The organism is Niastella koreensis GR20-10 (genome assembly GCF_000246855.1).
GTDB classification, from domain to species: Bacteria; Bacteroidota; Bacteroidia; order Chitinophagales; family Chitinophagaceae; genus Niastella; species Niastella koreensis.
Window position 1 is genome coordinate 3,077,436 of sequence record NC_016609.1, and the last position, 14,204, is coordinate 3,091,639.

Here is a 14,204-nt window from a genome sequence, read left to right on the forward strand (position 1 = left end):
CTAACTTTTCATTGCTGCTTTAACTGACCTTTGTATCGCGGACAACAACATCGCAGTATAAATGTTAATTTAGTTTAAGTTATGAAAGCTATACAACCGACCAGCGTGTACAAAAATATCTCTGAGTTAATGCGGGACCTGAATATGCCGGATCCGGTGCATCCCCTGGTGGCATTGGTGAACTACGAAAAAAATCGCATTAACCCCGATGCCGGTGGGCGTAAGTTGTTGATTAACTTTTATAAAGTCTCTTTTAAAAAGGATTTTAGAGGTCAGATAAAGTATGGGCAGGGCTATTATGATTTTGAGGGAGGTGGCCTCGCTTTTTTAGCGCCCAATCAACTCGTAACAACGTCGGGCGAAGAAAGTTGCAACGATGGTTACGTCCTTTATTTTCATCCTGATTTTATCCGGAATTATCAATTAGGAAAGAATATTCATCAGTATGGATTCTTTTCTTATTCGGTAAGCGAGGCATTATTCCTGTCAGACAAAGAGAAAAAGGTGATAGCCGGTTTGTTTGAAAATATTGCTGCCGAGTTGGATAATAATATCGATGCATTCAGCCAGGATGTGCTGGTTTCCCAGATCGAATTGTTACTTAATTACAGCAATCGTTTTTACAACCGGCAGTTCCTTACCCGGAAGGCAATTAATGATGATATAATTGTTAAAATGGATGCCTGCCTGACCGCCCGGTTTGCTGATCAGCAAACCGGAATTCCAACTGTGCTTGAAGTAGCACAACATCTGAACGTTTCACCAAGATACCTAACAGATATGCTCAAGTCGTTAACCGGACAAAGCGCCCAGCAGCATATCCATGACCGCTTAATAGAAAAAGCTAAAGAGATCTTAAGTACTACCCGGCTCAATATTTCGGAAGTTGCCTATCAACTGGGTTTTGAGCATCCGCAGTCTTTTAATAAGCTGTTTAAAAGGCATACCAATCTTTCTCCAAACGTTTTTAGAAAGTCTTTCAATTAACCGCACTATAAATATTGAATATTGAATATTGAATGTTGAAGTGAAAGGACATTCAATATTTAATACAACAGGTAGTAGCCTGCTATGGATCTGCATGCCTGTCTCTCAAAGATAAAAGCAAAATAAAATGAAACAAGTTGAAATGATGAAGGCTATCCGGCTGCACGAGTTCGGAGGCCCTGCCGTACTACGTTATGAGGATGCACCGCTTCCTGTGTTGAAGCCTGGAGAGGTGCTCATTCGTGTTCGGGCAATTGGTATCAACCCTCCTGATTGGTACCTGCGTGAGGGGTATAAAATGCTTCCGCCCGAATGGAGACCTTCCATGCCCTTCCCTATCATTCCCGGATCGGATGTATCGGGTGTGGTAGAAGCTGTTGCTTCGGATGTGTATGACTTTGCTATCGGCGATGAGGTTTATGGCATGGTGAGATTTCCAAGTTTTGGGGAGAGCGCTGCTTATGCGGAGTATGTAGCTGCGCCTGCATCGGACCTGGCACGCAAACCGGCTGGCATCGATCATGTACATGCTGCAGGCGTGCCGATGGCAGGTCTTACTGCATGGCAGTTCCTGGTAGAGTTGGGACATACAGTACAGAATCCGCTTCAACCGGAAATGCATTGCCCGGTGCCGGTCAATGGCAAAACGGTTCTCGTGAATGGTGCTGCTGGTGGTGTTGGGCACTTCGCGGTACAACTGGCAAAATGGAAGGGCGCGCATGTTATTGCGGTGGCTTCAGGTAAGCATGAGTCGTTCCTGCGCGGGCTTGGCGCCGATGAATTCATCGATTATACAAAGCATGCCCCCGAAGAGGTGGCGCATGAAGTCGATCTCGTTCTGGATACGCTTGGCGGCCCAACTACCGGTCGTTTTTTACGCACGCTCAAACGGGGCGGCGCTTTATTCCCGGTTTTCCTGGGTTTTTCCGATGCGGAAGAGGCTGTACAGCGAGGCGTTACCGTTTCGATGACCCAGGTACGTTCTAACGGACTTCAATTGGCAGAATTGGGCCGCCTGCTTGATGCCGGAATAATCCGGGTGGCAATCGACAGCACATTTTCACTTGCTGATGCGCAACTGGCGCATGAACGGGCCGCCCATGGACATATACAGGGAAAGATCGTACTCACAGTTGCGTGAGCTCTATTATTTCAAATTCAATATACACAGGTATGAACAGTAAAGAAATGGCTGATAAGGCTGCCCTCAAAGAACTGATTGATGAGGTTGCCATGCTGGCCGACAAAAGAGATGTACACGCACAGGTGCAGTTGTTTACTGAAAATGCAATTTCGGATACTTATGCGGAAGGTAATTTGATTTTAGGGCTAAAAGGCCGGACCGCAATGGAAGCAGCGTTTACAAATTTTCTTAAAAATATTGATACTGTTTACCATTTTAACGGCCAGCAACAGTTTACTATAAACGGCGATAACGCTACGGGTACATCTTATTGTATGATTACCCTGATTGGTATGGAGAACGGCAAAAAAATGAAGACCAGCATAGGAGCCGTTTACCAGGATGATTATGTTTATGAGAATAACCATTGGCTGATCGCTAAAAGAACAGGTGATTTTCAGTGGCAGGAAAAACGTGAGGTCGGTCATTAAAAATAGTCAATACCCCCATCCCGGCTTAGCCAGGATGGGGTTTGATTTAGTTAACCTGATATTTAAACAATCGTGAATGGCTTTAAATCGTTATTATTATATAGCAAAAGAATGAAATTATGAAGCTGCTTTTAACTTCCGCCGGTATCAGTAATCCAAGCATTTACCAGGCATTGGTTGACATGCTGGGTAAGCCAATTGCCGAAGCCAGCGCCCTCTTCGTTCCTACCGCGATCTACGGTATTCCCAATGGCGGGGATATAGTGCGAAGGGTGATTTGCGGATCATTGGGTGATCCTTTCTGCGATATGGGTTGGAAGTCATTAGGAATTTTAGAACTTACGGCATTGCCCAGCATGAAACGGGAAATATGGGCGCCCATGCTTCTGGAGACTGATGCCTTACTGGTTGGCGGTGGGGATTGCCAATATCTTACTTACTGGATGCAACAGTCCGGACTGGCCAATCTGCTGCCAACGTTGCTGCGCAAAACCGTTTACGTGGGATTGAGTGCAGGGAGCATGATCATGACCCGGTATGGAACTACCTATGGTAATCATACGCTGCCCGCTGAAACCGATAAATCACTGGGGCTTTTTGATTTTGCCATCCATCCGCATCTGGACCATGAGCTATTCCCGCGGAATTCTCTGGCCAACCTGGAGATGCGGGCAGCAACGATCCCTGTACCCTCTTATTTAATAGACGATCAAACGGCTATTAAAATCAATGACGGTGCTGTTGAAGTTGTTTCCGAGGGGAACTGGAAGTTGGTTACTCCATAATTTCTGATAGCCTCTCTGCAGTTTCCAGGATGTAATCGCTTTCCTTTAGGTGAATGAACATACCTGCTTCTTTGCCGGAAAAATTTGACAACCCAATACAGGCGCCCATAATTTGACCGGCCAACGCTGCATTGGTATCTGTATCGCCTCCACAAGATATAATATTGGCAAGTACCTCTTCAAAACTGCCTGCCCATAATTTATCAGCTGCAAAAATCGAAAACGGTACCGATTCAATAACATGTCCTGATGTGCCCACTGTATTGGCTGCTTCACGAATGCTCAATGCAGGGATGCTTTGTAATTTCAAAAGATTATCCCGTACAGCGCTGTCCGGTAGTTGAGGTGTTATCAATTCCATCAGGCTGATCTCAGGCGACCATTTTCCCATTATAATATAATGCAGGCAATAAAGAATTGCCAGTGCGCCAACATAGGCTTCATCATTTTTGTGCGTAATGTTACATACATCGCGGATAAGCGTTCTGTCTGTATCCGGATTTGTAAAAAACGCAAGCGGCGCAATGCGCATAGCCGTACCATTTCCGGCCGCATACTCACCCGACCGGCCTGAAAGGGCCCAATGAGCGCCCAGTTGCAGATCTCTCAGCGCTTTAAGCGTACTGGCGCCCAGTCCGGTCAGTTTTCCTGCATTGTACCATGCCAGCATGTGAGCTGCAATGTCCGCTGCTGATACCTGTTCTGACTGGATAATAGATTCGCAGGTTGCCAGGGTAAGTTGTGTATCGTCGGTTATTCCATTCAATACTTCCAGGCTTATTATACCGGGAAGAGGCTGACCCTCGTAAAAGCTGCCAATGGCATCACCAATGGCTCCACCGGCCAGGCACCCTTCCAACTTGTCTCTTAGTTCCCGCTTAATCGCTTCGTTCATTTATTATATTTGTATTTCGCTATTTGATCCTCAGGTAAAGTTAATAATTTAGCGGCGCCTAATCTTCCGGGGATCGCTTTTATATTTTACCTGCTCAACCATTTCCTGATCGGTTCATCCACATACTTCATTACCAGCCAGGCCAGTGCCAGTAAGCATACAGTGCCCATCACAATGATCCATGTAAGGCTGTTGATAGTGGGTTTGTATTCCTGAACATAACTAAAAAAGATCCACATAAAAGGATAGTGTACCATATAAAGCGGGTATGAGATCTTACCTGAAAACCGGCAGATAGCATGGGTTTTATGTGTTAATGCGCCTGCGCCCAGCATAATAATAAATGGAAAATAAAAGATAACAACCAACGGATCGGCCAGCCAGTTATAGGCGTTACGATACGGAAACAAAAATGCCGGCAGAAGTAATAAGGCTATTGAAACAAAACCGAGTTTTGACCGGATGATCCACCGGGAACGGTACACCAGCATCCCTGCCAGGAATGAAAAACCTACCCTAATGCCACCGCCGCTGATATTATCGCCGCCCCACCCCACACTTAACTGGGTTGATTTCCAGGACTCCCACACCAGCGCAAAGGCAGCCAGTACGGTTAATACCCAAAGGAATTTCTTTGGCAGTCTTACAAGTATAAGCGCGTAGAAGATATTTGCGATGTATTCCCAGAATAACGACCAGGTGGGCGGATTAAGGTGAAAAAGGTTGAGGTATCTTTCTTTTACTATTGGTAATGGGATCATGAGACAGGAGCAAATAAACAGCAGCCAGATCTTATCAGTATAACTTTGATGCAGATTGCTGAACGGGTCAAACAGAAAACCCAACAAACCGATCACCGAACCAATAATCACCAATGGATGCAACCGGATCAATCTTCGCTTGAGAAAACTGCCGATCCCAATGGCAACCAATTTGTCATCATATGCATAGGCAATTACAAACCCTGATAAACAAAAGAAAAAATCAACCGCCAGGTAAGCATGGGCGATAAAATTATTTTCATAATCAGTGATGGCAATTTCCATGAAGTGAAAGACTACGACTGCAATGGCGGCAACGCCTCTTAATCCGTCGAGAATTTCGAAATGTGGTTTATTAATTACTGAAGGGGCCGGGTGGTTGGTTTCTTTCATTGGTTGGTGAAAATATGCATTTACCTAAATTTAAAAAAATACATGGCGCTTAAAAAGCTTCTCCCAACGACAAATAAATACCCGTATAATTTTTACTCACGCCAACATCGATCCCGATATTTGTGCGGGAAATTTTATTGAATTTTATCCGCAAGCCGGCGCCTGCCGCCGGATGCCAGTAAACAAAGGCATTTCCTTCGTATTCTGATACGGTATGTGCGTTTGCAAATACTACAAAACCCCAGAAACCATTTGGGGAAAGATCTCTCCTGTATTCCGATTCAAAATAAAGCAATCGTTTGCCCCGGTACCTGTTTTGTTCAAAACCTCGTCCCGAGCTGTTGTAATAATCCCAGCCAATGCTGGGCAGATCGAGGTAGGGTGCGCGCCCATTTGTAACGGTCCAATAATAACTCCAGCATGCCAAAATGTTTTGCCGGTATTTACTGAACGAAAAATATTTACGTACGTCAATAAATGCAGACTGCCAGTTATAAGTACTTCCCAGAAATTCCGGATTAAACCGGTAATCAACGGACAGATAAAAGCCTCGTGGCGGATTGGTTGCATTTCGCCGGGAATCAATTAAAAAATTTATTACCGGACCTGAAGAAGTTGTGCTCTGGTGATACTCTTTAGTGTAATCAAAAAACGGGATGGTTGCCAGGGCCGAAGAATCATTGCCCAGCCTGTTATTGAAATGAAAATCCAGATCATACCCTGCCCCGAGAAAAAAGTTCTTTCTTATCTTTTTCAAACAGCTATGGTAAAGCCGGAGGTAATTATACTCAAGCAAAATTTTTTCATTTTCATTGGTATGCCCACCTATTCCCCAGGTATACTGCGGATAGATCATAAATCGTGTGTCACCTTTTAATAGCAGTGCATTGTTTGGCAGCCAAACCTGGTTCCTGAATGGAAGTACAAATTTGCCGCTCAGGGTGAACCAGGGCGTAAAGTAAATGGTGGAAAGCGATGTAGCGGATGGGTCGCCTGTGTAAAAAGCTGCATTGAATGCGGTAGCCACCGCCTTGCCGCCGCCTGCCGCATTGCCCGCGACCGGGATCAATGAAAATTGAAACTTCTTCTTCAGACGGGTGGAATCAATTTTTTGTTGATCGGCTTTAAACAGCTTCTTCAGGAGGTCGATCAAATCTTTCTGGCGGGTTAACCCCGAGGTATCTACTGATGCAGGCTGCTGTGCCTGTATTGAGAGCACAAACCCCATAAGGCAGCATAGGATCAGCACCTGTATACGCAATTTATTTTTCAAGTCAATGCATGCTGTTAGAAGGCTTCGGACGCCGCCAGGTAAAAGCCGGATGAATGATTGCCAAAAGCAAAATCAACGGCCAGGTTGGTGCGCGTTTTCTTATCAACCATAATGCGCAATCCCGCCCCATAGCCTGGTTGTATGTTATTAAATAATTTCAACCCTTGCGGATTGCTGGCAGTTGTAGCATTCACAAATAAAACACCGCCTAACACCCCGGTGCAGGTAGAAATGGGAAATCGATATTCAGATTCGCCATATACAAAATTGTTTCCCCGGAAACGGCCCTGTACATATCCCCGCCCGCTTCTGCTTCTTTGATCGTAGGCCGTGGCTGGTAATACCAGGTAGGGCAATTCTCCTTTGGATGAAAAATCTCCCATTAACCAAAATCCAATGAGGTGCCGGGGATTGCGGGCCGACAAAGAATGAAAGCTTCTCCACTCGGCATAAAAGAGGCTGGTATTGGTATTGGAGCCGATCAATTTTAGCGAGGTGCGCCAGTTGAAAAAGAAATAATGGCCTTTGTAAGCATTGATCTGGTTATCGCGGGTATCTGATACCAGGTTTACGTTCAAGGTAGAAATCGTGTATTTGCTGGTATCGAAACCGTAGTGTTTATTATAGGTGTAATGGCTGGTGAGCAGGGTATCTCCCGGCAATAACCGAAGTTTTTCATCTACAATTTTAGAATAAGAATCGAGGTAATACCCGGTGCCCAGGTAAAATGAATTTTTAATGCGAAAGGAAACCGACTGATAAAACCGGTAGAAATTAAATTGTAAAGGCTGTGCCAGGGAATCGATACCCGTTTCTAATCCAAGCAGGTTGTACTGGTAATGTAAGGCCCCTCCCTCGGGTGCATTGGTTCCTAAGCCATAAGTTGATTGTGAATAGATCTGGAAACGCCAATCGCCGGTAAGAATGATCTTGTTGTTATTGGTAAAAATGGTATTCTTTAACAGGAATAATTTTTGGCCTTTGGTAGTGAACTGAATGCTGCCTGATATTAAGGAGTAATTTGTTTTTTCGCCCTTAAGTTTAAAGCCGTATTGTCCGCCAACGCCAATCATAAAACCAGTTGCGGGGTTGGAACCAATAATAGGCACCAGGATAACAGACCCTGATTTGCCGGTATCGGTTTTAGGCACCATGTTCAGGGCAATACGGATGAGGTCGGCAATATCTTTTTGAACGCAGTTGGTATCCCTTTTATTAGTCGAATCTTTTTGTGCGTAGCTCCCATAAAAAAGCAACATGCTCAAAACAAGCAGAACGGCTGGTTTCCACAATAAGTCTGTCGCTTTTCCTGTCATAGTTGAAATAATAACACAATATTAGGTTGTTTAGATCCTACTGGTGAGTGTTATACGGTCAAATGACACCCGTGTTTTACGGTTAAATCAACTATTGAGATAAAATAGGGCTTTAGGTTACCCTGGTAGCGGGGGATATGTATGGATTATTGTTGGACCATAGTAATTTTTTACTGAGTTTATTAATAACTGTTGAGTTTCGTAAAATATCCTTAATGTCGGAATGATATGCATTTCTTCTGAAGTTATTAATGAACATCTATATGTAGCCGAAATGTTTTTTTGTCCATAAATCACAATAGTACAATTACAATCATGTGATGACGTTGGAAGCAATTCAATAATTTCCTCGTTCTTTTTCTTCCCTTTTCTGACAAACTTAGCCTGCAGCGCATCCTCGCTCATCTGGGTAATATCCTGGATATGGTGTTGAAATAATCTTTTCACAGTGCTGTCGGCATTGAATGTTTGTATTTCCGCCTCGTAGGGTTTCCACCTTGCGGGTACGCCAGTTGAGATCGCCTAACAGGGAAAGACAAATGTCTGTAGTGATTTCAGGTTTGGCTTGTTTGATGGCTTCTATACAGGTTGAATTATCATTCACGCCAATGTTCAGGTAATAGGGAGATGCCCATTTAATAACGAACTCATATGTAAGTTCATCGGTGTTTTTGGGGATGGGCAGTTGGGTAAAGGGTGAGATGTGTCTCACTATTGCGCCTGCCGAATGCAGGTTGGCCATTTCGTTGAGATCGTCCATTGCTATAAGATTCGGGTTTTGGTATTTTTCATAAAAATATACAGGAATTATTAAGTTTCCGCTCTCTTTAAGATAACTCCCAAACTAACTTCCCGGTTGGGCGGTGACCTGTATTCCGGGATATTTATGCACCACTGGATGGCTTTATTGTGAACGGCGGCATAAAACTTAAATTATAACCGCCCGGCTGAGATAGTGCCATTTAAGTTAATATTGCGTATAACTTGACTCATATAGTGAAACTCAGCGCGCAGGAGATATTGATCTTGCAGGAAAAAATGTCTTATTTGCAGGACGAAGATTCTTACAAGAAATTGTTCTATCATTTCTATCCTGTTTTATTAAGCTTTTGTACTGCCATTCTCAACAATAAAGAGGATGCAGAGGAGGTTGTGTCTGAAGTAATGCTGAAGGTTTGGACAATGGGCGAAGCCCTAACCCGTGTTGACAACCTGACTGTTTACCTGTTCACCGCTGCGCGCAATAAGGCCTATGACGCGTTAAGAAAGAAAAAGCGCTCCATTGCTACGATTTCCATCTCCGATTCCATCCAGGAAGATATAATAGACAAAAACTCCCCTGAAAATGAGTACACCCGCGCTGAGCTGGAGGAATTTGTTCGAAAAACAGTTGGTGCATTACCTACTCAGTCGCAACTGGTGTTCCGGTTGGTGAAGGAACAGGGCCTGCCGTATAAACAGGTGACCCAGGTATTGGGCATCTCCCTCAATACGGCGGAAACTCATATGCGGCTGGCGCTGAAAAAGATCCGCACCGCGCTGGATGAATATCTCACTGAAAAAAAATAATTACCTGCCATTCACGGCAGGTTTCTTTCTATACGTCTATCAATCATAATACTGTATGCATCCATCTGTAGAAAATAGATTTTACGATTTACTGGGCCGTAAACTGGCCGGGGAATCTGATGCGTTGGAACTGGAGGAACTGGAAACCCTGCTTCGGCGTCATCCGGAGCTACAATTGTTTTATAATCAAGTAATAACGCATACGGCGGAGGTGTCGGATGCCGATATTGATACCGCGTATGCCATTCACTACGAAAAAATGTACCCGGCGTCTGCGCCCTCAATAAAGAGCAGAGTGGTCAGTTGGTTAAAGTGGTCGCTGGCGGCCGCTTCTGTCGTCGTTGTGCTGAGCGTATCGTGGTTATTATTAAACCGGAATAAGCCGGTAACGGATAAGCAAACAATCGTTGCCTCGGGCCGGGATTCAAGGTCTACCATGACCCTGCCTGATGGGTCTATTGTGCGGTTGAATGCAAAAAGCAAGGTTAGTTATGGGGAAGGATTTGGCAAAACAACCCGGGAAGTGTTCCTGACGGGGGAAGCCTATTTTGAAGTAACCCATAATGCCAATGTGCCCTTTATTGTTCATACAGGCGAGGCGGATATTAAAGTGCTGGGCACCAAATTCAATGTGCGGAACTATTCAAATGAACACCGGATGGAAGCCGCCCTGCTGACGGGCAGTATTGAGTTGACCTTACATGAAGACGAGCAACATAAAATATTGTTGAAACCGTCTGACAAGATCATAGTAAAGAAGGAAGCAGGCGGCGATGCGACAATAACGCCTGATACCGGGAACAAAAAGGTTGAACTGACGAGTATAAAAATGCAGGATAGTGTTATTGTTGAAACCTCGTGGCTGAACGATAAAATGGCTTTTTATGATAAACCATTTTCAGAAATAGCACTGGACCTGGAGCGGCAGTTTGATGTAACTGTTGAGTTTAAAAATAAAGAAATAAGCGGGTATAAATACACGGGTGTTTACGATGAAGCCAGGGTGGAAGATATTCTGAAGATCTTACAAATGATAAAGCCATTTCAATACACCATTAACAACAAGCAAATTACCATTTATTGATATAACCATGCGCCTATGAGTTAACAGGCTTACAGGTAAAAAAAGTGAGGAATGTCGCCACATCCCCCACTTTAGTTTCAAACGAAATTCTAGTCTTTTAAAACCAACCAAAATTATGAAAATTAGCGATTGCTTTTTTTCTGTAAGGGCCTTTTTATGCTTACGGAAAATTAAACTGCTTATGAGACTATCCACGGTATTTGTTTTTCTTGCTTTACAGGTGTCGGCTAAAAACCATGCGCAGGAGACTATTAACCTGAAAATGGTTAATGGAACCATGCAGGAGATCTTCAAGAAAATTGAGGAGCAAACGAAATTCAGGTTTTTTTACAGCAGCGATGACCTGCCCGTTAATCAGCTATTTACAGTTGACCTTGCCAATGCGGGAATCAACCAAACGCTTTCTACGTTGTTTAATGGCACCCATTTGAACTGGAGATTGATCCCCAATTACAAGGTGGTGATCACGCTGACCAATCAACCATTTATTGCCAACGCAAAATATAAACGGGTTTCCGGGGTGGTGCGTGCCGAAAGCGGCGCGCCTGTTATCGGCGCTTCCATAAAGGTAAAAAATACAACCAGGGGAACCAGCACCGACAATGACGGCCATTTTATCATTGAGGTGGCCGAGGGTGAAGTGCTGGAAGTTTCGGCTATCAATTTTGAACCGGTAGAAATTACGATCGGGAATCAAACCGAGCTTACGGTAAATTTGAAACTCAGTGACGCAGTGATGAGCGATGTGGTGGTGGTTGGTTATGGTACCCGCAAACGCCAGGATGTTACCGGTGCGGTGGTGAAGGCCAATTTACAGGTACAGAAGCAATCGCCCAACTCGAACGTGATGTCGGCTTTAAGGGGAACCGTGCCGGGGCTTACTATAGGGCAAACCACTACAGCGGGCAGCGATCCTACGATTATGGTGCGTGGCCGGAACTCCATTTCAGGCACCACTGCTCCACTGATCGTGCTGGATGGTCTTATTTACCGGGGGGCGCTTACTTCTATTAACCCGGCAGATATTCTTAGCATAGACGTGTTGAAAGATGCAAGCGCCGCAGCCGTATATGGCTCCCAGGCCTCCAATGGTGTGGTGCTGATCACTACTAAAAGCGGCGCCAGCGGTTTAGATAAAATATCGGTTGATTATTCCGGGTCTTATTCCATCCAGGAAATGACCAAAAAAGATATGAAGCCCATGACTGGCCCGCAGTACATTCAAAAACTGGGCGATTGGTATTTGTCTGAAAGCCGGGACCCGAACGATCCTACCAAAATGAATCCTAACTGGGACCCCAGTACTAAACTGGCAGCGGTGGAAGCCAGCAATTATAAAAACGGCTATACTGCAGACTGGTGGAGTTTGCTTACGAACTCCAGCCCACGCATCCAGAATCATTCTATTGGCATCAGTGGCCGGTCGAAGAAAACAAAGTTTTATTTTGGCTATGGTTACTTTGACCAAAAGAACCTGATCCTGAATGATAATTACAAAAGACACAGCATTCGCCTGAACATTGATACCAAAGTACTGGACTGGCTGACTATCGGTGCGCAAACGGGATTATCCATCAACGATTACAGTGGGGTTTCGCCCACGTTTACCGATATCATGTACCTGAAGCCTTTTACTCTGCCCTTTGACCCTACCACAGGGCAAATGCTTACCTATTATGCAAACACCACCACGCCAACGGCTATAGAGATCCTGAGAAGATCGCAGGACAATGACAAAAACCTAAACCTGATTGGTAATGTATATGCCAGCGTAGACATTCCACATGTAAAAGGATTGAACTACCGGGTGAACTTCGGGAACAATTATATTTTCTATAATAAGTTTAATTACAACCAACCTACTGTAGAAGCAACAGCCTATAAAACCTACATGACCGATTATTTTCTCACCATCGATAATATCCTTACTTATAAAAGAGAGTTTGGCTTACATGGAGTGGATGTTACTTTGCTGTATGGTGCTGAAGTAAACAAACATGATGGTTCCAGTACATCGGCTGCAGGTATTTTGAACGGTGCATTATCATACAACAGGCTGGATGTGGGCGATGCCTCGCGGTTGACCACCTCGAACGACGCTTCCATTCTACCCTGGAAAGAACAGGCGTTGTATCAAATGGCGCGCGCTTCTTACTCTTACGATGGAAAATACATTCTTACCGGTACGGTACGGCGGGATGGGTTCTCCGGTTTTTCGAGCAAGAACAAAACTGCCACCTTCCCTTCTATTGCATTTGCCTGGCGTGTGAGCAAAGAGAATTTCGTTCAGTCATTATCATGGTTAAACGATCTTAAACTGCGGGTATCTTACGGGTCAACCGGTAACAGAACAGTAGGCAGGTATCAAACCATTTCTCAAATGAGCGTTGGCCTGGGTAATGGCTATTTGTTTGGCAACTCGGGCAATGCGCAGTTGGGTTCTTATTTGTCGCAGCAACCTAACCCGAACTTAAAATGGGAAACCACCAATTCTACCAATACCGGGTTTGACTTTTCTTTATTCAATAACCGGCTTTCGGGTTCGCTGGATTTCTATTTCTCGCAATCAAAGAACCTGTTGAACGCCAGGGCTACACCAACAATTACCGGGTTTACTTCTTACCTCATCAACATCGGTAAAATTCAAAACCGGGGTCAGGAGTTGAACATCACCGCCGTTCCGGTAGCTACAAAGAATTTCAAATGGGACGTTACGGTTAATTTCTTCCGGAACCGGAATAAGGTGCTGGACATCGATGGCACGGGTAAAGACCTCATCAATGGCGCAGATCCCATCCTGAGTTTCTTTATCGGTCAGCCTTATGGGGTAGTGTATGATTACAAGATCACGGGTATGTACCAGATCGGCGACAATATCCCTTCCACCCTGGCAGCCCAGGGTTTTAAACCGGGACAATACAAGATTGAAGATGTTAAAAAAGACAACGTAATTACAACCGACGATAAACAGATCTTAGGAAAGCTGGATCCCTCCTACAGTTTTGGGGTTTCAAACAGTGTTACGTATAAAAGCTGGCAGTTAAAGTTCTTTGTCAATTCTATACAGGGGGGTAAGAACGGTTACCTGGGCAAACCAGGCGCTATGTTGCAAAATCCGGATAATATCAGGAACAACAACGGCTTTAACTTCGACTACTGGACGCCCAATAACCCCAATGCCAGATACAGAAGCATAGCTGCTTATGTGGCTACCCTGGGTGAGAATTTCTGGCCTTATATGTCGAGAAGTTTTGTTCGCCTGCAGGACGTAACGCTTACTTACAGCGTACCTGATGGTTTTCTCCGGCGCATAAAAGGAATAAAAGCCTTAAGCGTATTTGCGAATGCGACAAACCTGCTGACCATTACCAAATGGGATGGCTGGGACCCGGAAGCCAATCCACCCGCCAGTCAGCGAACATCGCTTGGACAAAGAGTTCCCGGAGGATTGGGGTTAGATCCCAATGGCTACCCGGTGATGAAAAACTACTCTTTGGGAATCAACTTATCATTGTAAGGCTTTAAAA

The 14,204-nt window shown here is 44.7% G+C and carries 12 protein-coding genes; 7 read left to right on the forward strand and 5 right to left on the reverse strand.

All coding sequences use genetic code 11. From position 1 onward, the window contains the following. Nucleotides 1–81: 81 nt before the first annotated feature. The 4 genes from NIAKO_RS12185 (at nucleotide 82) to NIAKO_RS12200 (ending at nucleotide 3,386) form a co-directional block, all read left to right on the forward strand. A complete protein-coding gene (locus NIAKO_RS12185) occupies nucleotides 82–987 on the forward strand; it encodes a helix-turn-helix domain-containing protein (RefSeq protein ID WP_014218725.1) in 906 nt (301 codons plus the stop codon). A 127-nt stretch (nucleotides 988–1,114) separates the two neighbouring features. Further along, nucleotides 1,115–2,128, forward strand: a complete 1,014-nt coding sequence (locus NIAKO_RS12190; RefSeq protein ID WP_014218726.1) for an NADP-dependent oxidoreductase — start codon at nucleotides 1,115–1,117, stop codon at nucleotides 2,126–2,128. Between the two features lie 32 nt (nucleotides 2,129–2,160). Beyond that, complete coding sequence (locus NIAKO_RS12195; RefSeq protein ID WP_041346673.1) at nucleotides 2,161–2,601, forward strand: nuclear transport factor 2 family protein; 441 nt, start codon at nucleotides 2,161–2,163, stop codon at nucleotides 2,599–2,601. 119 nt (nucleotides 2,602–2,720) lie between these two features. Beyond that, the gene (locus NIAKO_RS12200) at nucleotides 2,721–3,386 is read left to right on the forward strand and encodes a Type 1 glutamine amidotransferase-like domain-containing protein (RefSeq protein ID WP_014218728.1); all 666 of its coding nucleotides are present in this window, start codon (nucleotides 2,721–2,723) and stop codon (nucleotides 3,384–3,386) included. Here the strand turns inward: NIAKO_RS12200 and NIAKO_RS12205 are convergent. The 5 genes from NIAKO_RS12205 to NIAKO_RS12225 all read right to left on the reverse strand — a co-directional run bounded on the left by NIAKO_RS12205 (nucleotide 3,376) and on the right by NIAKO_RS12225 (nucleotide 8,784). Beyond that, nucleotides 3,376–4,281 carry an ADP-ribosylglycohydrolase family protein gene (locus NIAKO_RS12205; protein WP_014218729.1) on the reverse strand — a complete coding sequence of 302 codons (906 nt, stop codon included), beginning with the start codon at nucleotides 4,279–4,281 and terminating at the stop codon, nucleotides 3,376–3,378. The two genes, NIAKO_RS12200 and NIAKO_RS12205, sit on opposite strands and share 11 nt — an antisense overlap. Nucleotides 4,282–4,367: 86 nt before the next feature. Continuing rightward, a complete protein-coding gene (locus tag NIAKO_RS12210; protein WP_014218730.1) occupies nucleotides 4,368–5,435 on the reverse strand; it encodes an acyltransferase family protein in 1,068 nt (355 codons plus the stop codon). A gap of 49 nt (nucleotides 5,436–5,484) precedes the next feature. Next, on the reverse strand, nucleotides 5,485–6,708 hold the full coding sequence (locus NIAKO_RS12215) for a BamA/TamA family outer membrane protein (protein WP_133055349.1): 1,224 nt from the start codon (nucleotides 6,706–6,708) through the stop codon (nucleotides 5,485–5,487). Between the two features lie 14 nt (nucleotides 6,709–6,722). Further along, nucleotides 6,723–8,024 (reverse strand): BamA/TamA family outer membrane protein, encoded by a 1,302-nt coding sequence (locus NIAKO_RS12220; RefSeq protein ID WP_014218732.1) that lies wholly within the window; start codon nucleotides 8,022–8,024, stop codon nucleotides 6,723–6,725. A 379-nt stretch (nucleotides 8,025–8,403) separates the two neighbouring features. Continuing rightward, a complete protein-coding gene (locus NIAKO_RS12225; protein WP_014218733.1) occupies nucleotides 8,404–8,784 on the reverse strand; it encodes a hypothetical protein in 381 nt (126 codons plus the stop codon). Nucleotides 8,785–9,008: 224 nt separating this feature from the next. On the opposite strand from NIAKO_RS12225, the gene NIAKO_RS12230 reads away from it, so the two are divergent. The 3 genes from NIAKO_RS12230 to NIAKO_RS12240 all read left to right on the forward strand — a co-directional run bounded on the left by NIAKO_RS12230 (nucleotide 9,009) and on the right by NIAKO_RS12240 (nucleotide 14,194). Then, nucleotides 9,009–9,593: an RNA polymerase sigma factor gene (locus NIAKO_RS12230; protein WP_172642124.1), complete on the forward strand. Its 585-nt coding sequence runs from the start codon at nucleotides 9,009–9,011 to the stop codon at nucleotides 9,591–9,593. A gap of 55 nt (nucleotides 9,594–9,648) precedes the next feature. Further along, the gene (locus NIAKO_RS12235; RefSeq protein ID WP_014218735.1) at nucleotides 9,649–10,677 is read left to right on the forward strand and encodes a FecR family protein; all 1,029 of its coding nucleotides are present in this window, start codon (nucleotides 9,649–9,651) and stop codon (nucleotides 10,675–10,677) included. A 181-nt stretch (nucleotides 10,678–10,858) separates the two neighbouring features. Next, on the forward strand, nucleotides 10,859–14,194 hold the full coding sequence (locus NIAKO_RS12240; protein ID WP_207622449.1) for a SusC/RagA family TonB-linked outer membrane protein: 3,336 nt from the start codon (nucleotides 10,859–10,861) through the stop codon (nucleotides 14,192–14,194). The last annotated feature ends 10 nt before the right edge of the window (nucleotides 14,195–14,204 follow it).

Excerpts from the sequence above, each read along its gene's own strand:
- NIAKO_RS12240 (WP_207622449.1), top strand. The coding sequence starts at position 10,859 with ATGAGACTATCCACGGTATTTGTTTTTCTTGCTTTACAGGTGTCGGCT.
- NIAKO_RS12220 (WP_014218732.1), bottom strand. The coding sequence starts at position 8,024 with ATGACAGGAAAAGCGACAGACTTATTGTGGAAACCAGCCGTTCTGCTT.
- NIAKO_RS12225 (WP_014218733.1), bottom strand. The coding sequence starts at position 8,784 with ATGGACGATCTCAACGAAATGGCCAACCTGCATTCGGCAGGCGCAATA.
- NIAKO_RS12200 (WP_014218728.1), top strand. The coding sequence starts at position 2,721 with ATGAAGCTGCTTTTAACTTCCGCCGGTATCAGTAATCCAAGCATTTAC.
- NIAKO_RS12195 (WP_041346673.1), top strand. The coding sequence starts at position 2,161 with ATGAACAGTAAAGAAATGGCTGATAAGGCTGCCCTCAAAGAACTGATT.
- NIAKO_RS12190 (WP_014218726.1), top strand. The coding sequence starts at position 1,115 with ATGAAACAAGTTGAAATGATGAAGGCTATCCGGCTGCACGAGTTCGGA.
- NIAKO_RS12205 (WP_014218729.1), bottom strand. The coding sequence starts at position 4,281 with ATGAACGAAGCGATTAAGCGGGAACTAAGAGACAAGTTGGAAGGGTGC.
- NIAKO_RS12210 (WP_014218730.1), bottom strand. The coding sequence starts at position 5,435 with ATGAAAGAAACCAACCACCCGGCCCCTTCAGTAATTAATAAACCACAT.
- NIAKO_RS12235 (WP_014218735.1), top strand. The coding sequence starts at position 9,649 with ATGCATCCATCTGTAGAAAATAGATTTTACGATTTACTGGGCCGTAAA.
- NIAKO_RS12185 (WP_014218725.1), top strand. The coding sequence starts at position 82 with ATGAAAGCTATACAACCGACCAGCGTGTACAAAAATATCTCTGAGTTA.